Annotated in this window: 20 protein-coding genes; 13 read left to right on the forward strand and 7 right to left on the reverse strand. The window is 68.7% G+C overall.

The annotated features are described in order from the left end of the window. From HUA76_RS21970 to HUA76_RS21990, 5 genes are all read left to right on the forward strand, one after another. Window positions 1–294: an NAD(P) transhydrogenase subunit alpha gene (locus HUA76_RS21970; protein ID WP_141646315.1), complete on the forward strand. Its 294-nt coding sequence runs from the start codon at window positions 1–3 to the stop codon at window positions 292–294. Then, entirely contained in the window at window positions 291–1,706 is a 1,416-nt protein-coding gene (locus tag HUA76_RS21975) for an NAD(P)(+) transhydrogenase (Re/Si-specific) subunit beta (protein ID WP_141646316.1), read from the forward strand. Before HUA76_RS21970 ends, HUA76_RS21975 begins: the two co-directional genes overlap by 4 nt. A gap of 326 nt (window positions 1,707–2,032) precedes the next feature. Next, window positions 2,033–3,718, forward strand: a complete 1,686-nt coding sequence (locus HUA76_RS21980) for a GYF domain-containing protein (protein ID WP_174461954.1) — start codon at window positions 2,033–2,035, stop codon at window positions 3,716–3,718. A 19-nt stretch (window positions 3,719–3,737) separates the two neighbouring features. Continuing rightward, window positions 3,738–4,085, forward strand: a complete 348-nt coding sequence (locus tag HUA76_RS21985; RefSeq protein WP_141646318.1) for a DUF1330 domain-containing protein — start codon at window positions 3,738–3,740, stop codon at window positions 4,083–4,085. 126 nt (window positions 4,086–4,211) lie between these two features. Next, window positions 4,212–5,624, forward strand: a complete 1,413-nt coding sequence (locus HUA76_RS21990; RefSeq protein ID WP_174461955.1) for a S28 family serine protease — start codon at window positions 4,212–4,214, stop codon at window positions 5,622–5,624. Here HUA76_RS21990 and HUA76_RS21995 read toward each other — a convergent pair. The 5 genes from HUA76_RS21995 to polX form a co-directional block, all read right to left on the reverse strand. Beyond that, window positions 5,621–7,726 (reverse strand): M4 family metallopeptidase, encoded by a 2,106-nt coding sequence (locus HUA76_RS21995; RefSeq protein ID WP_141646320.1) that lies wholly within the window; start codon window positions 7,724–7,726, stop codon window positions 5,621–5,623. The genes HUA76_RS21990 and HUA76_RS21995 overlap by 4 nt on opposite strands. A 306-nt stretch (window positions 7,727–8,032) precedes the next feature. Then, window positions 8,033–8,671 carry an RDD family protein gene (locus HUA76_RS22000; protein ID WP_254614363.1) on the reverse strand — a complete coding sequence of 213 codons (639 nt, stop codon included), beginning with the start codon at window positions 8,669–8,671 and terminating at the stop codon, window positions 8,033–8,035. 18 nt (window positions 8,672–8,689) lie between these two features. Continuing rightward, window positions 8,690–9,415, reverse strand: a complete 726-nt coding sequence (mrtX, locus tag HUA76_RS22005; protein WP_174455035.1) for a myxosortase MrtX — start codon at window positions 9,413–9,415, stop codon at window positions 8,690–8,692. Next, complete coding sequence (locus tag HUA76_RS22010; RefSeq protein ID WP_174461956.1) at window positions 9,412–10,035, reverse strand: serine protease; 624 nt, start codon at window positions 10,033–10,035, stop codon at window positions 9,412–9,414. The genes mrtX and HUA76_RS22010 overlap by 4 nt, the downstream gene beginning before the upstream one ends. 19 nt (window positions 10,036–10,054) lie before the next feature. Beyond that, window positions 10,055–11,797: a DNA polymerase/3'-5' exonuclease PolX gene (gene polX, locus HUA76_RS22015; RefSeq protein WP_174461957.1), complete on the reverse strand. Its 1,743-nt coding sequence runs from the start codon at window positions 11,795–11,797 to the stop codon at window positions 10,055–10,057. 78 nt (window positions 11,798–11,875) lie between these two features. Here polX and HUA76_RS22020 point away from each other — a divergent pair, with 78 nt between their 5' ends. From HUA76_RS22020 to eutB, 7 genes are all read left to right on the forward strand, one after another. Next, window positions 11,876–12,193 (forward strand): Rieske 2Fe-2S domain-containing protein, encoded by a 318-nt coding sequence (locus HUA76_RS22020; RefSeq protein ID WP_141646325.1) that lies wholly within the window; start codon window positions 11,876–11,878, stop codon window positions 12,191–12,193. A gap of 732 nt (window positions 12,194–12,925) precedes the next feature. Then, window positions 12,926–13,423 carry a molybdenum cofactor biosynthesis protein B gene (locus HUA76_RS22025; RefSeq protein WP_174455038.1) on the forward strand — a complete coding sequence of 166 codons (498 nt, stop codon included), beginning with the start codon at window positions 12,926–12,928 and terminating at the stop codon, window positions 13,421–13,423. A 177-nt stretch (window positions 13,424–13,600) separates the two neighbouring features. Then, complete coding sequence (locus HUA76_RS22030; protein WP_174461958.1) at window positions 13,601–15,613, forward strand: M20/M25/M40 family metallo-hydrolase; 2,013 nt, start codon at window positions 13,601–13,603, stop codon at window positions 15,611–15,613. A gap of 122 nt (window positions 15,614–15,735) precedes the next feature. Next, entirely contained in the window at window positions 15,736–16,716 is a 981-nt protein-coding gene (locus HUA76_RS22035) for a TIGR02757 family protein (RefSeq protein ID WP_174461959.1), read from the forward strand. Window positions 16,717–16,810: 94 nt separating this feature from the next. Next, a complete protein-coding gene (locus HUA76_RS22040; protein WP_174461960.1) occupies window positions 16,811–18,703 on the forward strand; it encodes a hybrid sensor histidine kinase/response regulator in 1,893 nt (630 codons plus the stop codon). Beyond that, window positions 18,700–19,854 (forward strand): hypothetical protein, encoded by a 1,155-nt coding sequence (locus tag HUA76_RS22045; RefSeq protein WP_174461961.1) that lies wholly within the window; start codon window positions 18,700–18,702, stop codon window positions 19,852–19,854. The genes HUA76_RS22040 and HUA76_RS22045 overlap by 4 nt, the downstream gene beginning before the upstream one ends. Window positions 19,855–19,966: 112 nt before the next feature. Beyond that, entirely contained in the window at window positions 19,967–22,264 is a 2,298-nt protein-coding gene (gene eutB, locus HUA76_RS22050; protein ID WP_174461962.1) for an ethanolamine ammonia-lyase subunit EutB, read from the forward strand. A 50-nt stretch (window positions 22,265–22,314) separates the two neighbouring features. Here eutB and HUA76_RS22055 read toward each other — a convergent pair whose 3' ends face one another. Beyond that, entirely contained in the window at window positions 22,315–23,157 is an 843-nt protein-coding gene (locus tag HUA76_RS22055; RefSeq protein WP_174461963.1) for a zinc metalloprotease, read from the reverse strand. A gap of 207 nt (window positions 23,158–23,364) precedes the next feature. Here HUA76_RS22055 and HUA76_RS22060 point away from each other — a divergent pair, with 207 nt between their 5' ends. Then, window positions 23,365–24,483 carry a tetratricopeptide repeat protein gene (locus HUA76_RS22060; RefSeq protein ID WP_174455045.1) on the forward strand — a complete coding sequence of 373 codons (1,119 nt, stop codon included), beginning with the start codon at window positions 23,365–23,367 and terminating at the stop codon, window positions 24,481–24,483. 21 nt (window positions 24,484–24,504) lie between these two features. Here the strand turns inward: HUA76_RS22060 and HUA76_RS22065 are convergent, their stop codons facing one another. After that, complete coding sequence (locus HUA76_RS22065; protein WP_174461964.1) at window positions 24,505–25,254, reverse strand: energy transducer TonB; 750 nt, start codon at window positions 25,252–25,254, stop codon at window positions 24,505–24,507. Window positions 25,255–25,345 lie beyond the last annotated feature (91 nt).

The following is a 25,345-nucleotide window of genomic DNA, read 5'->3' on the forward strand; positions in this document are numbered from 1 at the left end:
ATGTCGCTGACGCTGATCTTCGGCCTCTACGTCTTCTTCCTGGCGGCCTTCACGGGCTACCAGGTCATCTCCAAGGTGCCGCACCTCCTGCACACGCCGCTGATGGCCTTCACCAACGCCATCTCCGGAATCTCACTGGTGGGCTCGCTGCTCGCGGCGGGTGGGCACTACGGGACGGTGTCCACGATGCTCGGCGCGGTGGCGGTGCTGGCCGCCACCATCAACGTCGTGGGTGGCTTCCTCATCACCGACCGCATGCTGCGGATGTTCAAGAAGAAGGGTGGCGCGCGATGACCCTCTCCCTGACGGAGACGTTCGTCCAACTGCTGTACCTGGGCGCCTCCATCCTCTTCGTGCTGGGCCTGAAGGATTTGGGCGACGCGCAGACGGCCCGGCGGGGCGTGCTGCTCGCGGAGATTGGCATGGTGGCCGCAGTCGCGGGCACGCTGCTGTACGGCGTGGGCGTGACGCAGGTCATCGTGCGCTGGGAGTGGATTGTCGTGGCGCTGCTCATCGGCTCCGCGGTGGGCACGGGCATGGGCCTATGGATTCCCATGACGAAGATGCCCGAGCGCATCGCGCTCTCGCATGCCTTCGGCGGCCTGGCGGTGGGGCTCGTGGGCGTCGTCGAGTACCTCCAGCACGGAGGTCCCCACATGAGCACGCTGCAAATCACCGCCACGGGCCTGGAGGTGGCGCTCGGCGCGCTGACGTTCACCGGAAGCATCATGGCCTTCGGGAAGCTGCAGGGCTTCATCACCGGCCGGCCCGTCACCTACCCGGGACAGAACATCTCCAACATGCTGATGATTGTCGGCACGTTGGGGCTGATTGGCTTTCTCGTCTATTCGCCCGACGCGTCGTGGGCCTTCTATTCCGTCGCGACGCTGGGCGTGCTGCTGGGGGTGTTGCTGGTGCTGCCCATTGGTGGCGCGGACATGCCTGTGGTCATCTGTCTGCTCAACTCGTATGCGGGCCTGGCGGCGGCGGCGACGGGCTTCGCGCTGGGCAACAACGTCCTCATCATCTGCGGCGCGCTGGACGGCTTCTCCGGCTTCCTGCTGGGCATGATGATGTCCAAGGCGATGAACCGCTCGTTCGCGAACGTGCTCTTCGGCGCGTTCGGCGCGGCACCGGAGGCGAAGGCCGTCACGGAGGGCGCATCTGCCTCGGGTCCGGCGCCCAACGTGGGCAGCGTGGAGGAGGCCGCGGAGGTGCTGCGCGCGGCCCGCTCCGTCATCGTCGTGCCGGGCTACGGCATGGCCGTGTCGCAGGCTCAGCACGCGGTGAGGGATTTGGCCAACGTCCTTCAGGCCAATGGCTGCGACGTGCGCTACGCCATCCATCCGGTGGCCGGACGGATGCCGGGGCACATGAACGTGTTGCTGGCCGAGGCCAACGTTCCGTATGACCACCTGTTCGACCTGGACGTCATCAACGACGACTTCACGGCGACGGACGTGGCGCTGGTGGTGGGAGCGAATGACGTGGTCAATCCGGCGGCGCGCTCCAACCAGAGCAGCCCCATCTACGGCATGCCCATCCTCTCCGCGGACATGGCGAAGACGTGTGTCGTGCTCAAGCGCTCGCTCAACCCGGGCTTCGCCGGAATCGAGAACGAGCTCTTCGTGCGCCCCAACACGATGATGGTGCTGGGGGACGCGAAGAAGACGCTGATGCAGTTCACTTCCGCACTGAAGGAGTAGCTCCAAGCGGAGGCGTGGGGCGACTGCGGGCAAGCCCCGGCGCCCCCTCTTTCTGATCCGAGAGAAGCGTCTCTGACCCAGGAGTGATTGAAGGCATGGCACCGCAGCCGTATGTGAATGTGAGGAGGTGTGCCGAGTTATCCGGAATGACGGTGGAGAATTCCATTCCGCATCCTCATTGAGTGTGGACCCTGGCTACCTTCGCGCAGAGACTCTCCGTTGACGAAATCGCGCATCGGCATTCCATTGAGGGATTCGGATGGAGCTGGGGCGGGGCGGAATCAAGGAGTTGGCGAATGGTCGGCGACTCACGGGAAGGAAAGGCCTTGCCGGAGGAGGTTTCGGCGGGCACGACGGAGCCTGAAGGCGGAGGCACCCCCGTGTTCGGTGGCGTCTCCGAGGCGGAGCTCGACGTCTTCGTCAGCAAGCTGCGCACGGACAAGAACCCGCGCGTGCCGGCGGCGACGTCGCGCGCTCGCGGTGACGTGCATGGTGAGCGGCTGCACAAGGGCGTGCGTCGTTCGCTCGTGTCGTCCGTGGTGGAGGAGGAGCCCGCGCCGACGCCGGTTCCCACCGAGAAGCACGCGTGGTTCATCGCGCTGGGCGCCAGGCCCGCGGGGCCCTTCGAAGCGGAGGCCCTGAAGGGGGCGTGGGAGCGCGGCGAGCTGGGGCCTGACTCGCTGTGCTGGCGCGCGGGCTTCGCGGCATGGCTGCCCTTGGGGCAGGTTCCGGAGCTGCTCCAAACGCTGGCCCCTCTCCCCCTGGAGCTGGAGCTCAGCGCCGCCGTGGACGCGGCCCTGTCGGCCGCTTTCTCCGAGGGGCCGGAGCTGCCCGCGGCCACCGTGGCGGAGGCCTCGGGCATTCCCGCATGGGCCGTCGAGGCGTCCCCACGGGCGACGTCCAGCACCCCGGTTGAAACCGTGGGAACGCACGCGGTGCTCGCCGAAGTCACCGAGGTCTCCGAGCAGGTGGAGGCCCGTTCGCGAGTGGGCGGCTGGTGGTTCACCCTGGCCGGTGGCGTCGCGGGGGGTGTGACGGTCGCGCTCGTCATGGGCCTGTTCGGTCGCTGGGATGGCGCCTCGGCGCTGCTTGCCCGGATGAATGTCGCGGAACTCTTCAAGCCCGCGCCCTCCCAGGTGGTGGCTCCGCCCGTCGTGGCCGTGGCCCCGCCCGTGGTCGCGAGCGCGCCTGTCCCCGAGGCCGTGGCAACGACTCCCGTGTCCGTGCCGGGGGCGGCCCTGGCGGGTGCCGCGCAGGGTGTCTCCGCGCCGACCGGTGGGGGTATCGCGATGGACGTCGTGGCCGCTCCCATCGCTCCGACGTTGCCGCCAGTCGCGGCGGTCCGTCCTTCCCTCGCGGGGGTCGCGGCCGTGGAGCGGGGTGGCGCGGTGCCGGTGCTGGCCGTGTCCGGTGGGGGACTCGCGAAGTCCGTGGGAGCCGCCGCGCCTTCGTCCAGCATGGACCGGGACGTGGAGGCCGCACCGGCGGTCGCCGCCGTGTCGCCGAGGGTTTCCGAGGTCAAGCTGGGTTCCGGAGAGCGGCCCGTGTCGCCGCCGCCCACGCCCGTCGAAGCACCCGTGCGCGCGAGCCCGCCGCAGCCCGGCTCGGATGACGACCTGGGGCCGGATGAGGAATTCGCGCGGGAGCTGGCGGGGCCTTCTCCAGGCTCGGGTGGGCCGGAAGACGCCCCTTCCGTCTACATCCCGCCGGTGGCGCCCATCCAGAATCCGCGCGTGTCGCTGGCGCAGTCGGATGTCTTCGAGGTGGTGCTCGCCAACAAGAGCGAAGTCACCGCGTGCGCGGACGTCAAGCCGCGTCCGGTGGACGAGGGCGCGCGCGTGGTGGTGCGCTGGTCCATCCTTCCGAGTGGAGAAGTGTCCGAGGTCGTCACCGAGACGGCCTCGCTGCGCGGCACGCCGTTCGCGCGTTGCATCGAGGCCAAGGTTGGCGCCTGGGTCTTCCCCAAGCACCATGAGCAGGGGGGGCCGGTGCGGTTCCCATTCGTGTTCTGATCCCACATCAGGAGCGCCCATGCCTGCCTACGTCGTCGTCGAAATCTCGGTGCATGACGTGCAGACCTACGAGCGCTACAAGCAGCTCGCGCCTCCCTCCATCGCCCACTATGGCGGCCGTTATCTCGTCCGGGGTGGGGCGACGGAGGCGCTCGAGGGGACGTGGCAGCCGCCCCGCTTCGCCCTGCTGGAGTTCCCCACCATCGAGCAGGCCCGCGCCTGGTGGTCCTCTCCCGAGTACGCCGCCGCCAAGGCGCTGCGCCACGCGAGCGCCCACACGATGATGCTGTTGATGGACGGGCTGCCGCAGGATGACCGGCACGCGGTGGCCCTGGCGGGCGCCAGCGCCGAGTCCTCGGCTCCCTGAGCGGGTTTCGCCCGCGGTGCCCGCGCGAGCGAGGGGGCGCGCGAATCGGAGTAGCCTCAGCGTTACGCGCCGGACTCCCGTGCTCGCATCTCGCAGGCGGTGGTGCCCGGCCGGAACTGGAGCGCCATGTCTTTCGCCGAGCCCCTCTTGCGCCGCGGGCGTTTCGCATCCGTCCTGCTTCTGTGTCTGCTGTCGGCCTGTGACAACGGGGGAGAGCCGCCGACGGAAGAGGACGTCCTCGTGCAACTGGCCCGCATCCCCGGCCTCACGGTGCGCGAGGAGCCCGCGGGCCCGCAGCTGCCGAACCACCGCTTCTTCGTCATGGAGTTCGAGCAGCCGGTGGACCATGCCCATCCGGACGGCCAGCGCTTCCGCCAGCGTTTGACGCTGCTGCACATCTCGCGCTCCAGTCCCATGGTGCTCTACTCGGGGGGCTACTTCGTCTCCACGGAGCCGTCGCGACGCGAGCCCACGCAACTGCTCGACGCCAATCAGCTCTCCGTGGAGCATCGCTACTTCGGGCCGAGCCGCCCCACGCCGACGGACTGGAGTCAGCTCACCATCCGGCAGTCCGCGGACGACTTCCATCGCATCGTCGAGGCGTTCAAGCCGGTGTATCCCCTGCGGTGGATTTCGACGGGCGCGAGCAAGGGGGGCGAGACGATGGTGTTCTTCCGCCGCTTCCATCCCCAGGACGTGGACGCGACGGTGGCCTACGTGGCGCCCATCGCCCGCTTCGACGATGACCGCTTCATCACCTTCCAGGAGTCCGTGGGCGAGGCGGCGTGTCGGGAGCGGCTGAAGTCCTTCCAGCGCGCGGCCCTGGACCGGCGCACGGCCCTGCTGCCGCTGATGGACGCGAGGGCCCAGCAGCGCGGCCTCACCTTCCAGCACCTGGGCCGGGAGCGAGCCTTCGAGCACGCCATCATCGAGCACTACTTCTACTTCTGGCAGTACGACAGCCTCGCGCGCTGCAACACCGTGCCGAACGACTCAGCGAGCGACTCCGCGCTCATGGACGAGCTGGACGGGCGCGTGGGGCTCGACTTCTTCTCCGACGCGGACGTGGAGGCCTATGGCCCGTATTTCTACCAGGCCGCCGTGGAGCTGGGGCACCCGAGGCCCTTCGAGGTCCACCTGGCCAGCCAGCTCCAGCATCCGGGCACCGACGTGCCCGCGGTGTACGTCCCGCCCGGCCTGAGCCCCGTGTTCCGTCCGGAGGCGATGCCGGACATCCAGGACTGGGTGTCCACCCAGGGCGAGCGGCTGATGTTCATCTACGGCGGCCATGACCCGTGGAGCGCGGCGGCGTACGAGCTGGGTGGGGCTCGCGAGGCCGTGCTCTACACGGTGGCGGGAGGCAATCACGGCGCGCGCATCTCGCAGCTGCCGGAGGCTGAACGCAACGAGGCCCGGGAACTCTTGCACCAGTGGGCTGGCGTGAGTCCCCAGGCCTCGGGGCTGCAATCACTGTCGTGGCGGCTGGAGCCAGAGGGCGAGGAGTTCGGTCCCCGCCCTCCGCGCTCACGTCAGCGTTAGTTCACGCCGACGGCGGTCCAGCTCTCCTTGACCTTCGCCACCTCGGCCGAGTCCGCGCCGTACAGGTCCGTGGCCGCGGTGATGGTCGCGGCGCGGGCCTGGGCGAACGTGGTGTTCGGCGTCATGTAGTGGGCCAGGGCGCGGTAGTAGATCTTCAGGCCCTTGTCCATGCCGATGCCGTCCTTGACCTCGAGCTTGGACGTGCTGTTCGTGCCGCCGTTCGCCAGCAGGTAGAAGGCGTTGTTCGCGATACCGCTCGACCCGTGGACTTCCGTCTGCTTCGGGTAGTCCTTGTAGTTGTCGATGGAGTACCCGTCCTTCTTCGGGTCGTTCATGTAGCGCAGGCCGTCCTCGTTGGAGCCGTTCGTCGGCGTCCAGGCGGTCTCGCCCACCGTCCAGTTGAACTTCACCTCGGGGTTCTTCGTGGACGCGTACCACTCCACGCCCGCGCCCATGATGTCGCTGAACGCCTCGTTCAGACCACCGGACTCGTTGCGGTAGATGAGGCCGGCGGTGCGCTCCGTCAGGCCGTGGGTGATCTCGTGGCCGGCGATGTCCAGCGCGGTGAGCGGGCCGGACGTCTTGCCGTCTCCGTCGCCGTAGCTCATCTTCGTGCCGTCCCAGAACGCGTTGACGTAGTTGGTGCGCACGTGGACGAAGGAGTTGAGCGCCTCGCCCGCGCCGTCGATGGAGTCACGGCCCAGGATTTCCTTGTAGAAATCGTAGGTCATCTCCGCGCCGTAGTGCGCGTCCACGGCCGCCTTGGTGCGCGGGCCGTCGGAGGCCTCGCCCCAGACGTTGTTGTCGTCGGTGATCTGCGTCTTGCCCGACGCCGTCGTCTTGTTCATCGCGTCGTAGGTGTTCACGCCCTTGCCGCGCGTGCCGTCCTCGAGCGTGTACTTGCCGTCCGCGCCCTTCGTGGTCTCCAGCGCGACCTTGCCGCTGTACAGCGAGGTGTCGTCCACCGTCTTGTTGGTGGGCTCCTCGACGGGGGGCGTGGTCTCCGTCGGGGTGATGCTCACGCCCCAGCCGTTCAGCGTGCCCTTGTCCAGCCGGGCCTTGTCCTCGACGGTCAGCGTCCACTCGCCCTTGGCGCTCTCACCGGCGAACGCGCTCAGGTCGAACGAGCCCTTCACGTCGTCCGTGCTGCCGCCCTTGCGGTCGTGCACCACGGCGCTCGTGCCGGAGGGGCTGGTCAGCGTGACCTTCAGGTCGCCCTTGAACGTGTGGGCGATGTCCAGGTCCAGCTTCAGCTTGTCGATGGTCACGTCCTTGTCGAACGCGATCTTCGACGTGACGGTGCCCTGGTCGGCGATCTCCGTCTTCGTGGTGGACGTCGCGGTGATGGGCTCGGGAGCCGCCGCGCCCTTGGGGGCCGCGCGGTTCGAACCGTAGAACCCGCCAATCTCGTTGAAGGACTCGAAGACCTTCCCGGTGTTCGCATCCACCAGGTAGTTCATCTTCTGGGGGCGGTCCTGGCCCTCGATCGCCTGCATCTGGACGCGGTACGCGGAGTGATACTCGCCGGCCTTGTCCTGGTAGATGACCCGCTCGGCGTTCGGCTGCTTGTCCGGCTTCAGGCCGAACTCCTTGCGCGCGATGTCGATGGCGGACTGCGTGTTCAGCTTGGGCAGCTCACGGCCCAGGCCCGCCGGCACCGTGGACTGCTCGCCGGTGACGCCGGTGACCTTCCCGTCCTTGTCCAGGTGGGAGATGATCTGCTCACCGAAGACCTTCACGCCCTCGTGAACGCGGTCCAGGCGGACGTGCGTCATGCCGAGCGCGTCGCGCTCGACGTTGGCGGGAACGAACGTGGTGGGCTGGGGCAGCAGCGTCTGCGCGCCCTTCAACGGGTTGATGTGGTTCAGCGAGGCCTGCACGGCCTGCTGCGCCTCGGGGCTGGTCAGCGCGATCCGGCCAGGACCAGCGGGGGCCTGGGTCAGCGTCTTCTCCGCACGCGCCAGCTCCGTGGGACGCGCCGAGGGGCCGAAGCCGTCCTTGGTGGTCAGCGGGGTGGCGGCCTTCGCCGTGTTCTTCGGCTGGGCCTCGGTGGTTGCGGGACGGACGCTGACGGGCTTGGTGTCGACTCGACGGATGGTCATTCGAAGCTCATTGACAGCGGGGGATGCCAGGATTGTCGCGCTGACGTCACATGGAGTTTCGGATCTCAGTGCTGCGACGCGCCATCCCCGCTTTCTCCGCTTATTTTTGCCAGTGTTTCAGTGATTTCAGCCCTCTTGTGAGACTGGAGGTGTGTCTCGTTCTGCCAGGGGTGGAATCGGAGGGGGCTGTGGGTGGAGTCCGAGCCGACTCGTGGGCGGGGCTCCCGGGAATTAACGGTGAATTATCCCGGCATTTTTCCACCCTCAAAGGGGGAGAAATGAGGGTTTCCGGGGAGCTGGGGTGGATCAGCCCCGGTAGGACGGGGTTCCGGCGCGCTCGTGCTCGGGGACCTCGATGACCTGGGTGTCCGCCAGGTAGTCGTGGATGCAGCGCCGGTCCTCCCGGAAGATGCAGAGCGCGTCGGCAAGGCCAGACACGCACAGCAGCTGGTTCAGGATGCTGGGGAGCAGGTTTCGCAAGAGGAGGATTCGGACGAGTGAAACATGGCTCCCGTCCATCCTCACCACGCGGATGTGGCGCCAGCGCTTGCCCAGGCTCTGTCCGTTCTTCGCCGCGAGGTAGAGCTGCACGCCGCACAGCAGGAGGGAGCCGAGGACTCCGCCCAGCAGGAAGACGAGCGAGAAGAGCTCCCGGCCCGGCAGGTCTTCGGTGAGCGCCATCATGACGAGTCCCACGGTGAAGGGGACGAAGACGACGATGGAGTCCACCAGGTTGGCGAGGAAGCGGTCTGCCCGGGAGGCCAGCGGTGGCAGGGCCCTCACCGCGCAGAAGCCGCAGTAGCGCCGCCCGTCGCGCGCCCACCGCAGGCAGTCGTGGCACGCGAAGGTGCCACAGCGCTGGCAAGCGGCGGTGGCGGTCATCTCCGGGTGGAAGGCACAGCGGGCGTCGAGCGATGGGCTCGTCGCGGGGTCCAATGAAGACATGGCGGCTCCAGGCGGGGCTCAGGGCCCGCCGAAGAACGAGACCTCGAGCACTCGCACGAAGAGGTTGCAGGCCGCGTGAAACAGCGCGGCGCCCACGACGGTGCCGGTGCGCTCGCGCATCCATCCGAACAGCAGGGCGGGGAAGAAGACGGACAGGCGCCACGCCTGGAAGATGGCCAGGTGCCCCAGGGCGAACAGCACCGCGGTCACCCAGAAGGCGGGGCCCAGCCGCACGCCCAGGAACTTGCGCCCCTGCGGCCACGCGTCGCGCAGGCGCGTCTGCAGATAGCCCCGGTAGAAGAACTCCTCGGGCAGCGCCACGACGAAGAGTTGATCCACCACCCACTCCCCGAAGCGCGGAGGCAGCCGGAGGCGGAAGTGGGCCTCTCCGCCCAGCGGCGTGAGGTGGCGCGCGAGTGTCTCGGGCAGGTGCGGCAACAGCTCCGCGAAGCCGGCGAACGCCAGGAAGAAGAGCGGGCCCACCACCGCGGAGAACAACAGGAACAGGCGCACGTCCTCGCGCCACGCGCGCAGGGACAGGCCGTAGTCGCGGTAGTCCTCGTCCCGCCAGCGCATGGGGATGAGGGGCAGGTAGAGGAAGCCCACCGTCGCCACCAGTTTGGGGATGCTGGTGCCGCCGAAGATGAGGAACGCGGCGATGATGCCCGCGAAGCCCAGGGCCCACAGGCCCACGGCTTCCTGCACGGCGTTGGGACGCCAGGGGGTCGCCACCGTTTGACTCATGGCTCGTTCGCGGAGGTGAGGGTGAGCTTCACCTCGCCCAGGGGGAGCACCCTGCAGCCGCTCCGGGTGCGTTGCACCACCACCGCCACCAGTCGCCCGTCCGCGTCGAACAGGGGACTGCCGGGGGGCAGGGCCAGGGGGACATCATAGAAGGGCGCCGGTGCGCGCGCGGCCTGGGCCGCTTCGGGCTTCGCGGGGCGATTCCGGGCGCCAGGGATGACGCCCACCACCCAGCGCCCCGCCAGGCTGTCGCCCTCCTTGAGGAGGCGCACGGGCACGGCGGGGTAGGCGCCATCTGGCGCGGCGACGACGGCGACCTTCAGCGCCACGTTGGCGAGCAACACCCGCGCGGGCAGGGCCTGCCCCCCGTGCTCCACCGTGGCGACGTTCATGCCCACGTACTCCAGGCCCACGGGGTCCATGGAAGTGAGCACCTGCCCCGCGGTGCCCACGAAGATGCCCGGGCCGGCGCGTCGGGGACCGCTCACCTTCACCACCGAGCGGCTGTGCTGCTCCAGCACCCGCTGGAGGTCGGCGCGCGAGGGCCGCCCCGGGTCCGCCGAGGCGGCGGGCAGGGTGACGAGACACAGTGCGAGGGCGAGCGGAGACAGGCGGGACATCGGCGCGCGCCGCAGCCTATCACCGCCCGGCGCGCAGCGCGGTGAGGAAGCGTTCCGCCGGCAGCGTGTTCAATACGTCCTGCTTTCGGGCCCAGCCGCGCCGCGCGGTGGCCACGGCATAGGCCAGGTTGCCGAGGTCCTCCTTGCGGTGGGCGTCGCAACTGACCACCAGCTTCACGCCGAGCTGGGTGGCCTTCCGGACATACTCAGCCTTGATGTCCAGCCGTGCGGGCTTGCCGTTGATCTCCACCGACACCCCGCGCTTCGCGGCGCGCTCCAGGATGTCCTCCATCCGGAGCGGGTAGGGCTCGCGGCTCTGGATGAGACGGCCGGTGGGGTGTCCGAGGATGTGCAGGTGCGGGTTGTCCATCGCGGTGAGCACCCTGCGCGTCATCTGTTCTTCATCCATGCCGTGGCGCACGTGGATGGAGGCGATGACGACCTCGAGCTGCTCCAGCACCTTGTCGTCATAGTCGAGCGCGCCGGACTCCAGGATGTCCACCTCGATGCCCTTGAGCAGTCGCATGCCGGGCACCGCTTCGTTGACGCGGTCGATCTCCTCCCACTGGCGCTTGAGCGCCTCCACCTTGAGGCCGCCCGCGTAGATGGCCGCCTCGCTGTGCTCGGTGATGGTGAGGTACTTCAGGCCCAGCGCCTTCGCGGCGAGCGCCATCTCCTCCAGCGAGTTGCGTCCGTCCGACCAGGTGCTGTGCGCGTGGACCGCGCCCTGGACGTCGTCCATCGTGACCAGGTCGGTGGGGAGCTTCCCCGCGCGCGCGGCCTCCACCTCGCCATTGTCCTCGCGCAGCTCCGGGGGGACGAACTGCATGTCGAGCAGCGCGTAGAGCGCCGCTTCGTCGTTCACCTGAAGCTTGGTGCCGTCGTCGCGGTGAACGCCCCACTCGGAGATCTTCATGCCCCGCTCGTGGCCCAGGTTGCGCAAGCGGATGTGGTGGGCCTTGGAGCCGGTGAAGTGATGCAGGGCGGTGGCGAAGTCCTCGTCCGGCAGGACGCGCAGGTCCACCTGGAGGTCTCCCGCCTCCATGCGCACGGAGCACTTGCTGTCGCCCTTGCCGAGCACGGTGGCGACACCGGGCGAGGTGGCCAGGGCGTCCAGCACGGGCCCGGCGACCGCGGCCGAGGCGATGATGTCCACGTCCGACACCGTCTCCGCGCGGCGGCGCACGCTGCCACCCAGGCTCGCGCGCACCACGCCGGGCGAGGCGCGCACGCGCTCCAGCAGGGCCTCGGCGATGGGGAGCACGTCTCCCAGGAGCTTGCGCTCGCCGCGAGCGCGCCGGAACAGGGCGATGCCCTCCAGAATCTTCGCCTCGCTCTTCGCTCCGAAGCCCTTGAGCTCGCGCACGCGGCCCTCGCGGCAGGCCGCTTCGAGCTCCTCGACGGAGCCGATGCCCAGCTCCTTCCAGAGCGCGGCGACCTTGCGCGGGCCGATGTCCGGCAGCTTCATCAGCTCCAGCAGGCCTGGGGGGAACTTCGCCCGCAGGTCCTCGAAGTAGGTCATCCGTCCGGTGGTCACCAGCTCGGAGATCTTCTCGGCGAGCGCGGGGCCGATGCCCGGGAGGCTCTCCAGGCGTCCTTCCGAGACGATGGCGCCCAGGTCCTGGGTAAGGCCGAGGATGCGGTCGGCCCCCATGTCGTAGGCGCGAGAGCGGAAGCCATTCTCGCCCTGGAGCTGGAGTAGCAGGGAGATGTCCCGGAGGACCTGGGCAACGGTGGCTTTGTCGACGATGGGAGCGGTCACGGCTGGAGTCACGCGGAGGAAGGTAATGCCCGGGGAACGGGGATGCAGGCCGCTCCTCGTTATGGGAAAAGGACGGCGATGACGAAGATCAAGCTCGGACCGGCGGACTTCGCCGAGAAGGAAATGCGCGGCTACGAAGTGGGCAAGCGCAACGTCTGCATCGCGAAGATTCACGGCCGATACAAGGGCCTTGATGATTGGTGCAACCACGCGGGCTGCCTGCTGTCCGGAGGTCGCCTCGAGGACAACCTCGTTGTCTGCCCGTGTCATGAGGTCGGCTTCGACATGGATACGGGCCGGAACGAGACCTCCCCGGGGGTCTGTGACGACCAGCCGACAGTGACGGTCGAGGTCCAGGACGGCGCCCTCGTCGTCGACCTCCCCGACAATTCCTGAAGCACCAGACGCAACGGAGTCCTCTTCATGGCACACGACGGACACGACCATGACCCCCGTCATGGCGACGGACACGGGCATGACCACGGCCACGCGCGCGGGAATGACCCTGTGCGCACTCATGCACACAAGCATGAGCACGGGCACAGCCACCCCCATGAGCACGGCGACGGGCAGTCCCACGTGCACGAACACACCCACGCGCATGAGCACCCGCACGAGCACGGGGGCCATGACCACGGCCACGAGGGCGATGCCCACGACCATGCCCATGCGCACGAGCACGGAGGCCATGACCATGGACATGACCACGGCCACAAGGGCGATGCCCACGACCATGCCCATGCGCACGGGGGCCACGAGCACGGGCATGACCACGGCCACGGGCACGAGGGCCATGCCCACAAGCACGAGGGCCACGGGCATGACCACTCCCATGCGCACGAACACGGGGGCCACGAGCACGGCCACTCGCACGAGCAAGGGGGCCATGACCACGGCCACTCGCACAAGCAAGGGGGCCATGACCACGGCCACTCGCACGAGCAAGGGGGCCATGACCACGGCCACTCGCACGAGCATGGGGGCCATGGCCACGGACATGCGCACGAGCACGGGGGCCACGACCACGGCCACTCGCACGGGCACGCGGGTCATGACCACGGCCACGAGGGGCATGGCCACTCACATTCACACGACCACGGCCACACCCATGATGCTGCGGAAGGGAACGTGCCGCGGGAGCACAAGTCGCGTGCGCCGGTCCACGTCAGCGCCTTCATCGTGACGTGCTCGGACAGCCGTGACGCCGCGCGTGACGCGAGCGGCAAGGTCCTTCGTGAAGGGCTGGAGGCCGCGGGCCACGGCATCGCGGGTTACGTCGTCGTGAAGGACGAGCCGGAGGCCATCCGGGCCGCGGTGGCGGAGGCCCAGTCCTCGGGCGCTCGGGCCATCCTCTTCACGGGGGGGACCGGGATTGGCCGGCGCGACACCACCGTGGAGACGCTGCGGGCTTTGTTTGAGAAGGAGCTGCCCGGCTTCGGCGAGCTGTTCCGCATGCTGTCGTACCGACAGATTGGCAGCCCCGCGATGATGTCCCGGGCGACCGCAGGCACGTATCAAGGAATGATAATTTTCGCGCTTCCGGGCTCGCCCCAGGCCGCGCGACTGGCCCTGGACGCGCTCATCCTCCCCGAACTGGGCCACGCGGTGCGGGAACTCACTCGATAATCAACATCCGGGAATTCTGGCGTTTGGCCGTTGATACGGTTTTTCTGTATTGGGGCTGGTTTGAGGATTGACCCGCAGGCAACGTTTACGCAGAGTAGTCAACATTCGCTGCTCTGTCGCGAATAGGTTTGCAGGTCGTCCCCCACAAAGCAGACCTCCCGAAAGAGGAGGAGCCCCATGCACATGAAGCGATTGGCTTCGTTGGTGTTGATGCTCGGTTGTGTCTCGGCGTTCGCGAAGGCGTCGGAGCGAGAGGTGTGGATCACTCTCGGCTCGGACGCGCTTTCGGAGGTGAACGCCGCGTTCATCGTCGCGGGGGCGAAGGTTCCCTCACTTGCAGGGCAGAAGGGCGACGTCGTCGCGCTGAAGCTGCCCGAGTCGGAAATCAACCGGGTCTCCCGGGTGATGCACGACAAGCTCAACCGCTGTGGTGGTTTCGTCTACCACGACACGGAGGCGGAGGCCCTCGCGGCCATCGCGGGTGTCGGCCAGACGCAGCTCAGCCCTCTGGCGGTGACGTACACGCTGGACAACGGCCCGGTCGTCAACACGCTGCTCGGGAGCATGACCGAGGCGAACATCCTGGCGAACATCACCCACCTCTCCAGCTACGCCACGCGCTATTACACGTCCGCGACGGGCGTGCAGGCGGCGAACTGGCTCAAGGGCCTGTGGGAAGGTTACGCGGGAGCGCGTGCGCAGACGGGTGGTGACGTCACCGTCCAACTGTTCACCCACGCGGCGTGGGCGCAGCCGTCCGTCATCCTCACCATCACCGGCACGGAGACGCCCTCGGAGATCGTCGTCGTGGGCGGTCACCTGGACTCCACCAGCTCCTCCGGCAATGCCCCTGGCGCGGATGATGACGCGTCCGGCATCGCCACCCTCACCGAGGTCATCCGCGTGGCCATGGCCAACGGCTACCACCCGGCCAAGACGGTGAAGTTCATGGCCTACGCCGCCGAGGAAGTGGGCCTGCGTGGCTCCAAGGAAATCGCCGACCAGCACAAGAACCAGGGAGCCAACGTCATTGGCGCGCTGCAGCTCGACATGACGAACTTCAAGGGCTCCACCATCGACGTCGCGCTGATGACGGACTTCACGAACGCGGCGCAGAACACCTTCATCACCAGCCTCATCTCCGCCTATGTCCCGGGCGTGCAGGCGGCGAACTCCACGTGCGGTTACGCGTGCTCGGACCACGCCTCGTGGACGAACGCGGGCTTCGCCGCGTCGATTCCGTTCGAGGCGCTGATGGGCCAGCACAACAGCCTCATCCACACCTCCGGCGACACGCTGGCGAAGAGCAACAACACCGCGACGCACGCGCTCAAGTTCGCGAAGGTCGCGGGCGCGTACGTGGCGGAGCTCGCCAAGGGCACCGCGAACCTCGCCGACAGCGAGCCGCCCACCGTGAGCCTCACGGCCCCCTCCGATGGCGCCACCGTGTCCGGCAGCGTCACGCTCTCCGCCACCGCCGCGGACAACACCGGCATCGGCCGCGTGGAGTTCCTGGTGGACGGCAACGTCGTGGGCACCGCCACCGCGTCTCCGTACTCGGCCTCGTGGAACTCCGCCGCCGTCGCGAACGGCAGCCACACCGTGGTGGCGAAGGCCTACGACCTCATCGGCAACACCGCCAACAGCACCTCCATCTCCGTCACCAGCAGCAACGCCTCCAGCAACGCCATCTACGACACGGTGCTGCGCGTGCCGCGCTGCTCCAACGTGGGCAACGTGTGTGACTCCACCACGCTGCTCAATGGCCGCGCCGGCCTGGGGCCCGAGCTTCACGCCCCCAACACCATCAACAACTCCTGCGCGGACGGCCTCTCCGGCGCGTACCACGCCGACGAGTCGAACGACCGTATCCGGGTGTCCACCGTCAGCGGCGCGCCCTTCGCGGCGGGCCAGACGGTGCGCGTGGAGGCCACCGTGTGGGTCTTCGCCGTCCGGCCGGACAAGCTGGACCTGTACTACACGGCGAACGCCAACAGCCCGGTGTGGACGAAGATCGCCACCGTCGCCCCGGTGGCGACCGGCCAGCAGACGCTGACCGCCACGTACACGCTGCCCGCCGGCACGCTGCAGGCCGTGCGCGCCCGCTTCCGCTACAACGGCAGCGCGGCGCCCTGCGGGACCACCTCGTACGACGACCACGACGACATCGTGTTCGCCGTGAGCCCGTAGCCACATAGGATGCCCCCCGCGCCCCCTTCCCGGTTCGGAAGGGGGCGTGGACTCCCGGGACGCCAGGTCTCGGGAAGCGTGGGCGGCGGGCCGCCGTTCCAGGAGCATTTGGGAGCCCCGACGTGACACGCCGCTCGAAGTCGAATCCCGGCCTGAGCCCCCGGGCGGCCGAGCACCTGCGCCCCCGGCTCGACGCCTTCCTGGCCTCCACGGATGCCCGGGCCCGCATCGGGTTCGACCCGGTGGAGTTCCCCCACCGCTACAAGGACGCTCGCGACATCGAGGTGAGCGCGTTGCTCGCCTGCGCGCTGGCCTATGGCCGCGCGGACCTGTTCCGTCCCAAGGTGGACTCGCTGCTCCAGCGCATGGGGCCATCCCCCGCGGCGTTCGTGCGCGCGCTCGACATTCCGGGAGCGAAGGCGCTGCTGGATGGCTTCGTCTATCGCTTCAACGTGGGCACCGACGTCGCGGTGTTGCTGTTGGGCATGGGACGCGCGCTGCGGGAGCATGGAGATTTGGAGTCCCTCTTCGTCCAGGGGCTCGTCGCCGAGGGGAGTCTGCATGGCGCGCTGGGCGCCTTCACCACCGCGCTGCGGCGCGTGCCGCTCGAACCCTTGCGCGCGGCGATGGGACCCGAGCGAGGGCTCCACCACCTGCTGCCTTCCCCGCTGGGGCCGGGCGCCGCCAAGCGGCTGAACCTGTTCCTGCGGTGGATGGTCCGAGGCCCGGACGCGGTCGACTTCGGCATCTGGAAGCGGGTGACACCCTCGGTCCTGATGATTCCGTTGGACACGCACATCGGCCGTATCGCCGGGCACCTGGGCCTGACGCGTCGCAAGGATTTGACCTGGCGCACGGCGGAGGAGGTGACGGCGTCGCTGCGGGCCCTGGATGCGGAAGACCCCGTCCGGTACGATTTCGCGCTCTGCCACTATGGGATGAGCGGGGCGTGCCCGGCGCAGCCGGTGCCGGAGAACTGCGAGCGCTGTCCGCTCCTGGGCGCCTGCCTTGTGGGGCCGCGCGTGGTGGCGGCGGCGACCCGTCGGGTCCCTGGTGCCTCGCGACCGCGGGGTTCCTCGGTGTCGCGCAGGGAACGTCGTTGACCGTGGGGCGCTGGAGCGCTGCAATCCGGTCGGGTGTCTCCGTGTCTTCTTGATGGGGACATCGAGGCCTCCCCGGGCCGAGGAGCGTGAAGCGGTGTTCGCAACACTGGTGGCGGTGCCTCCGGCGGTGGCGGAAGCAGTGGAGCGCGGCGTTCGCGCATCGGGAGCGGGACAGCACTGCCACGTGTTGTGCGTGACGGGCACCGATGTGATTGCCTCTCCGGTGGAAGAGGGGCTCCTGGTGACGTGGGATTCAGGGGGCCCGCTGGAGGACGTGCTCGCGGACGTGAGTCGACTCCACGCGCTCCGGGTTTCGGCTCGCACGCACCTGGTGGTGCTCACGACGCGCGCGGACGCGGAGACGCAGGCGATGGCGGAGGCCGGAGCCGACGAGTGCGTGGCCTCCCCGGCGACGGGCTGGGGCGCGCGACTGGCGGCCTTGCGTCGGCGCATGGAGACGGAGACGGGCGAGCGGGATTTGCAGGCCCTTCGCCGCACCTGTGAGTTCCTCCGCAGCGCGCTGGATGCGGTCCCTGAGCCGCTCTTCGTGAAGGACCGGCAGCACCGCTGGGTGGCGCTCAACAGCGCCTTCTGCCGCTTCATGGGGCACCCCGCGGAGGCCTTGCTGGGCCGCTCCGACCACGAGTTCGTGCCCGCGCACGAGGCGGACAGCTTCTGGCGCAATGACGAGCAGGTGTTCCGCTCGGGTGTCCCCGACGAGACGGAGGAGACCCTGACCGACCGGACGGGACTGGCCCGGGTGCTGGTGACGAAGAAGGCCACGTTCAGCGGCGCTGGAGAGACGTTCCTCGTGGCCATCATCCGCGACATCACCGACCGAAAGCGCCTGGAGTCGCAGCTCCTGCTCGCCGAGCGGATGGCGTCGGTGGGCACGCTGGCGGCCGGAGTCGCGCACGAAATCAACAACCCGCTGGCCTATGTCACCTCCAACCTCGCGTTCGTGAGGGACCTGCTGGCGCAGCAGGAGCTGTCCTCGGAGCAAATGCCCGAGCTGCGAGAGGTCGTGTCGGACGCCCTCGACGGAGCCGGACGGGTCTGCGCCATCGTCCGGGACCTGCGCACCTTCGCTCGCGGGGACGAGGATCATCACGGTCCGGTGGACGTGCTGCGCGCGGTGGAGGGCGCGCTGCGGTTGGTGCGCAACGAGCTGACGCACCGGGCGCGCGTGGTGTGCACGCTGGAGCGCGTGCCGCCCATTCACGGCAACGAGGTGCGGCTGGGGCAGGTGGTGCTGAACCTGTTGGTGAACGCCCTCCAGGCGCTTCCTCCGCGTCCCGTCGAGGAGAACCGGGTCCGTGTCAGCCTGCGCACCGGACGCGTGGGGCAGGTGGAGCTGGAGGTCACCGACAACGGGATGGGCATGGCGCCGGAAGTCCAGCGGCGCATCTTCGACCCCTTCTTCACCACGCGCTCGGTGGGGGAGGGGACAGGGCTGGGACTGTCCATCTGTCTCACGCTGGTACAGGCCATGGGGGGCCGCATCGAGGTGAGCAGCGCGCAGGATTGGGGAAGCACCTTCCGCGTGGTGCTGCCGGCGCTCTCGGTGGGGACGGTCGCCGCGCCTGAATCGCCGGTGCTCGGCGCGGTGGTGCCGTCGTTGGTCCGCCGCAGGCTCCTGCTCATCGATGACGAGCCGTCCGTGGGCAACTCGGTGAGCCGGCTGGTGCGCGACGTGTATGAGGTCCACGCGGTGCAGGACGCACGCGAGGCGTTGCGACGGTTGTCCACGGGCGAGCGATTCGATGCCATCCTGTGTGACTTGATGATGCCGGGCATGAGCGGAATGGACTTCGTGGTGGAGCTGGAGCGACTGGCGCCCGAGCTGGTGCTGCGCACGGGATTGATGACGGGTGGGGCCTTCACCGCGCAGGCGCGCGAGTTCGTGGGCCGCCATTCGAGAGGGCTGTTGGAGAAGCCCTTCGAGCGCGAGCGCCTGTGCACCTTCGTGGAGCACCTCTTTCCATGAAGAGGGCGACGCGGCGGAACCTGGGCCTTGGCCTGGTCGTGGTGCTGGTGGGCGTGGTGCTGGTGGGCATGGACTGGCTGCGCGGCCTGTCGTTCGTCGTTCGCGCCGCGGGGATGGAGGGCTCGGTTCCAGCGGTCGTGGCCCGATGGCGCAACGGGCCCTTCGAGGTCAGCGAGCTGACTGTCCCCACGCGCCACGGGGACGTGCGTGCGCGGCTGTATCGGCCACGGGAGGTCCGAGGGCGTACGGTGGTGTTGACCTCGGGCGTCCATGCCGACGGCATCGATGAGCCCCGGCTGGTGAAGTTGGCCAAAGACCTGGCCACGGGCGGGCAGACGGTTCTCACTCCCGAGCCGCCGGACCTCCTGCGCTACGAAATCACCGCGCGCCTTCCCGACATCATCGAGGACGCGGCCCTGTGGACCGCCGCCCGCGAGGACCTGGCGCCTGGCGGGAAGGTGGACCTGTTCGGCATCAGCTTCGCGGGAGGGCTCTCCGTGGTGGCGGCTGGGCGGCCCGCGTTGCGAGACAAGGTCGCCTCCACGCTCTCTTTCGGAGGGCATGGGGACCTGCCCCGGGTGCTGGCCTTCCTGTGCAGCGGGGTGTTGCCAGACGGTTCACACCTGGCACCGCATGACTATGGCGTGGTCATCATCCTGCTCAACGTCGCGGACCGACTGGTGCCACCGGAGCAGGTGGAGCCGCTGCGCGAGGGCATCCGGACCTTCCTGCGCGCTTCACACCAGACGCAGAAGGACCAGAAGCTCGCGGAAGTGACCTTCGCCCACGCGCGGGTGCTGGAGACCCGCATGCCCGAGCCGGCGTCGAAGCTGATGGGGTACGTGAATACGCGGAACGTGGCGGCGCTGGGGCCCCTGCTGCTGCCGCTCGTCCGGGACTTCGCCGCGGACCCGTCGATGTCGCCGGGCAGGTCTCCCGCGCCTGCCTCGCCCGTGTATCTGCTCCATGGCGCGGGGGACACGGTGATTCCAGCCATGGAGTCCGTGCTGCTGGCGGACGCATTGCGCCCCTACACGGAGGTGCACCAGCTCTCCACGCCGCTCATCAGCCATGCGGAGGTGGACCGGAAGGCGGGGGCGGCGGACGTGGTCCGGATGGTGGGCTTCTGGTCGAGCCTGCTGGACGAGTGAGGCAGTCCCCGCTCCCGACCGACCGCCGGGCGAGCACCCAGGCGTCATCCAGCGGACAGCGCGGTGCGGGCATGGCTTCCGGAATGAAACGCCGGATACATTGTCTCGCGCCATGAGCGTCAGTCTCCGTGACGTCCTCACAGGTGAGGACGTGTTCGGCTACATCCATCGGGTTCAAGGTTCATTCGACTCGCGTCTCTTCCAGCGGATTCTCGGCGCAGCCAATGCGTTCAAGGAGGGTGACGAGGCCCTCGGAATCGCCGCCGCCGACGAGGACTCCCGGGCGAATGCCCGTGCGCTGCTGGCTCGCACGCGGCTGGGCGACCTGCATTCGCACCCTCCCTTCGAGGACCGGCTCCACGCCTTCATGATGGAGGCCCTGGATGTCGAGGAGCTCCAGCGGTTGGAGGACTGGACGCTGGGGCAGCTCAAGGCGTACCTGCTCTCGGCCGACGAGGCGGATGTCCGAGGCATCCTGGGGGGCCTGGGCAGCGACGTCATCGCGTGTGTCGTGAAGCTGATGAGCGACGCGGAGCTCAAGGCAGTGGGCTCGCGCATCTTCCATCCGTTGCCGGGCAGCAACCTGGGCGCGAAGGGATATCTGGGTGCGCGGCTCCAGCCGAACTCGCCCACGGACCACCCGGACGACATCCGCTGGCAGGTGTTCAACGGCTGGTCCTTCGCGGTGGGCGATGTGGTGCTCGGGACGAATCCCGTGTCTTCCGCGCCGGAGTCCGTGGCGGCGGTGGAGGCGGCGCTGCACGACCTCCTCGTCACCTTCGGACTGACGGAGGTGATGCCTCACTGCGTGCTCTCGCACATCGACGTGCAGGCGAAGGTGGAGGCGCTGCGGCCTGGCACCACGGGCATCTGGTTCCAGAGCCTTGCGGGCAACGAGGCGGCGAATCGGACCTTCGACGTCACGCTGGAGAAGATGGCGGAGCATGCGGCGAGCCGGACGGGGCGATACGGGCTCTACTTCGAGACGGGGCAGGGCGCGGACGCGACGAACGGGCACCACTTCGGTTGCGACATGCTGGTGCATGAGTCACGCAAGTACGGCTTCGCCCGGGCGCTGAAGGCGCGGGTGTCGCTGGCGCAGCTCGGAGCGGGACGGACGCCCTCGCCGTGGGTTCACGTGAATGACGTGGCGGGGTTCATCGGTCCGGAGGTGTTCCGCACCCGGGAGCAGCTCGTGCGCTGCTGCCTGGAGGACATCGTCATGGGCAAGCTGCACGGGCTGATGATTGGCCTGGACGTGTGCTCGACGTTGCACATGGACGTGTCGCTGGACGACCTGACCTGGTGTCTGGAGCAGGTGGTGGAGGCCGCGCCCGGCTATCTGATGGCGTTGCCCACGCGCAATGACCCGATGCTCAGCTACCTGACAACGAGCTTCCAGGACCACGTGCGGCTGCGCGAGAAGCGGGGCCTCAAGGTCGACGACCGGATGTGGGCCTTCTTCCAGTCGCTCGGGGTCATCGATGCAGCGGGGCGGCCCACCGAGCACTTCGGAGACCCGGCCTGGGTCTATCTCCAGTATCGCCGCCGCAAGGGGGATGAGCGCTCGGACGCGATCATCCTGGAGGAGGCGCGCTCGGAGATGGCGGCGGTGCGTGAGCGGGGCGTTCCGCTGGCCGTGGGACATGGCGAGACGCCGTGGGAGCTGGAGCCGTCGCTGGAGCGAGAGCTGCGTGCCTTGTACGAGGACGCGAAGGTGGGGCTCTGGTCGGAGCTGACGGACTCGGTGGTGGCGGGGATTTCCGAGGCGGTGATGCTGCGCACGTGCGCGGAGGACCGTCGCGACTACATCCTGCATCCGCCTGCGGGAGAGCGGCTGGACTCGGCCTCCGAGCTGGCGGTCCGGATGCTGCGGCTGAGGCACGAGGGCCGCTGGGATGCGCAGATACTCATCTCGGACGGACTGGATGCGCGCTCGCTGATGGACGAGGGGCACCTGCACCCGTTCCTGACGGAGCTGAGGCGTGAGCTGGACGCGGCGGGGTGGAAGGTGGCACCGGAGCACCTGGTGCTGAAGCATGGGCGCGTGCGGGCCGGGTATCAGGTGGGCGAGTTGTTGTTCGGTGACGCGGAGGAACGCGCGCCACGAGCACTCATCCACGTCATCGGTGAGCGGCCGGGCTCAGGGCACCATGCCTTCTCCGCGTACCTGACGGCGCCCTCCGCGACCACCTGGGGGCGACAGGGGAGGGCGGACCACGACATCACCCGGCTCATCGCGGGCATCTCCGATACCAGCGTGCGTCCGGAGGCCGCGGCACGCGAGGCGGTGAGCATCCTCGCGGAGCTGACCGCCACGACGCGGATGAAGCCCCTCGCCGAGGGCGGAGTGACGGAGCTGCGAGCGGTGCCTCAGCTGAGAGCGGAGCCGGAGCTGGCTCATCGCTGAGTCAGGTGTGCCCCCGATACGTGCGTGCTTTGGGGCCCAGGAGCCCTGTGTCAGCGATACATGAGCGCCATCGAGTCCATGCGCGCCGACTGGCCCGGGGTGAACTCGGACATGCACGCGTCATCGACGTAGCCCATGTAGTTTCGGACCGGGTCGAGCCCCACGTCGGTCGGACACGAGTCGCCACCCACCACGCACGTGTACGTCGGCTTGGATCGAGACGTGTCGCTCACGCCGTCGTCCGTCGTGCAGCCCGCCATGGTGTGCAGCAGGCCCAGCCAGTGACCCACCTCGTGCACGGCCGTATCTCCGAGGGCGTACGGCGACGCGGTGCCCCCGGGCAGCACCGCATTCAACAACACGACGCCGTCGCTCAGCGGCGCTTCGGCGACACCCCACGGAAACGTGGCCCACGCGAGGAGGCCATTCCCCGGATTCGCCAGGTACAGGTTCAGGGACTCCTTGCCGCCCTGGTGAAGCGCATTCTTCGCCGCCGCTTCCGCCGCGCTGCCGGGTGCCATCACGTACGAGGTCGCGTTCGTCGTCCGCGTCACCGACATCAGGTCGAACCAGAAGGGTGTGGCGGCATAGGCCGCACTCAGGATTTCGAGCTGCGCGAGAATCGTCGCCAACGGGACGTCCCCATTGGCGATGCCCGTGCCCCGGCGAATGACGTGCACATAGGTCGGCACCCGCACCGAGCCCGGCAGCCGCATCGCGCTCACGCCGCCTCGGGTCGACTCCTGGGCCACCCGCGTCAGCGTCTCCTCCGAGGGCTCCTCCGTCCCGCATCGCGAAGCGGTGATGTCGGCCTCCAGCGGCTCGGGTCCACCGCCGCAGCCCCAGGCCACCAGGCTCACCAGGACGATTGCCTTCGCGATGCTTCGCTCCATGACCTGCCTCCCCGCTTCGTGAATGCAACGGATGCGTCACCGCAGTGGCTCGAAATCAGGCGCTCTCCGACATCATTGTAAAACGAGTTGGCCTGCGCCAGGGGCGGCGGCACCCCAGGGGAGAAGGCGCTCAATCGTTCACGAGTGGGCAAGCGGGGCACGAGGGCGGCATAGACTGGGGGCGACCGCTCACCGAAAGGGCCTCCCGTGCGCCGCCCCCTCGTCGTCCTCTGCTTCGTGCTCGTGGCCGGCTGCGCTTCGACGCAAAAACCCGCGCTCACCTCGGGGACGGACGCGGAGGTGAAGGCGCCGGACAAGCCTCCATTCCTCAATCCCGCGGAGATCGTGAAGCGGATGGAGGCGTCCCCGGTGTCGTACAACATCGAGGGAAAGGACTCGCCTCCCGGGGGCTGGGCGGATCAGCTCTGGCCGCAGCGGGTGCCCTCGCGCGAGGCCCCTCGCGTGGTGACGGAGCAGGGCGAGTTCGTCATCCTCGACTGGCCCGAGCACCCGGAGGCGCGGGCGTTGCTCGACGAGGCGGAGCCTCACTTCCAGGCGAAGCGCTACGCGGAGGCGGCGAAGCTGTACGAGCAGGCCACGCGTGTGTGCCCGGACTGCTATCTCGCGTGGAACTTCCGGGGAGACGCGGCGTACTTCGCGGGTGACGCGGCCACCGCGCTGGAGCACTACCAGAAGGCGACCCGCATCAACCCGAATGACCACCGCTCGTGGTTCTTCCTGGGCAACGCGTTCGCGCGGCTGGGGCGCTTCGATGAGGCCCTGGACTCCTGGGCGTGGTGCCTGGTCCTCAACCCGCGCTACCCCATCATCCGGCAGTTCTTCCGCGCCAACGCCGGACTGGGGCTCGTCGTCCGTGAGGATGCCATCGTCCCCCGAGGCTACGCCGAGCGGGCCGGCCAGGGCGTCACCGTCCAGTTCGATCCGGACCACGACCCGTCCTGGCTCGCCTTCGCCAACTGCAAGGCGCTGTGGCTGGGCGAGCCCGCGCACCGTCAGGAGATGACCGGCACCGAGAAGGAGCACTACACGACGGTGGAGGAGATGGAATGCCTGGGCTCGGCGCTCATCGTCCACGCGGGTCAGAAGCAGAAGGGCGAGACGGAGCGCTCCGACCCCACGCTGGACCGCCTGGCCTCCATCACCGATGACGGCATGCTGATGCAGGCGGTGCTCTTCGAGGTGGGGGCCCGAATCCACCCCCAGGTCGTCCTCACCTTGGACGAGGACGTCCGGCAGCGCCTCAAGGCGTATGTGCTCAAGCACGTCCTGGTGCCGGCGTCCGCCGTCGGCGGCTACGACTTGTGACGGACGCGCGGCGGGCCCAGGTCAGCGAGGCAGCTTGAAGCGGAGGGTGAAGACATAGGAGACACTCTGCGGGCGCCCCTGGAAGGTCACCGGGCTGTAGCGCCGGTGGTGCAGTGCATCCAGCACCTCCTCGTCCATGTGCGCCAGGCCCTTGATGATGCGGCAGTCGCGCACGTCTCCCTCGCGGGTCACGACGCACTTTGCGATGACGGTCCCCTCCACGCGGGCCATGCGGGCCTGCTCGGTGTACTCGAGCGGAGGGCCTCCCATGAGCACGGGCTGCGTCATGCCCTGTCCGAACGGGAGCACCTCTTCGCCCGTGCCGTCGCCGACGCCATTCGGCAGGCCAGGGATGACTGCCACGCCGGTGATGTTGCTGGTCGGATCTCCGTCCGGGTGGCCCCCCGGCACGCCATCACCCGGAGGCACCACCTCGTCGGTATCCGAGGGGTTCGCCGCCGGCTCCGGCTCGACCGGCTGAGGGTCCGCCGGAAGCGGGTTGATCTGCGTGGGCATCGTGGTGCGCTTGGGCTTGGTCCGCTTCGGCTGCACGGCCTGCTTCGGCTGGGTCGGGGCCGTGTACCCCTTGGCCACCTGCCTACCCTGGTACAGCGTGAGGATGGGGTCCTTCTCGGGCTCCGGGGGAAGCTCCGCGGGACGGGCGGAGATGACGAGTACCGCGCCGAACAACCCCGCGTGGACGGCCACGGACCACCACAACCCCAGGCCCAACCGCCCTGCTCGCTGCCGCTCGATGACCGACTTGAACACGGAAGCCTCCTCCCACCGACGGGCGCTCCCGGAGTCCACCGCACCACACGGTGGTTCTCCGGCGTGGGCAGTTGGCTTGGAGCGCCCCGTC

The sequence above is a fragment of the Myxococcus sp. CA056 genome (assembly GCF_013336715.1).
Lineage (GTDB): Bacteria > Myxococcota > Myxococcia > Myxococcales > Myxococcaceae > Myxococcus > Myxococcus llanfairpwllgwyngyllgogerychwyrndrobwllllantysiliogogogochensis.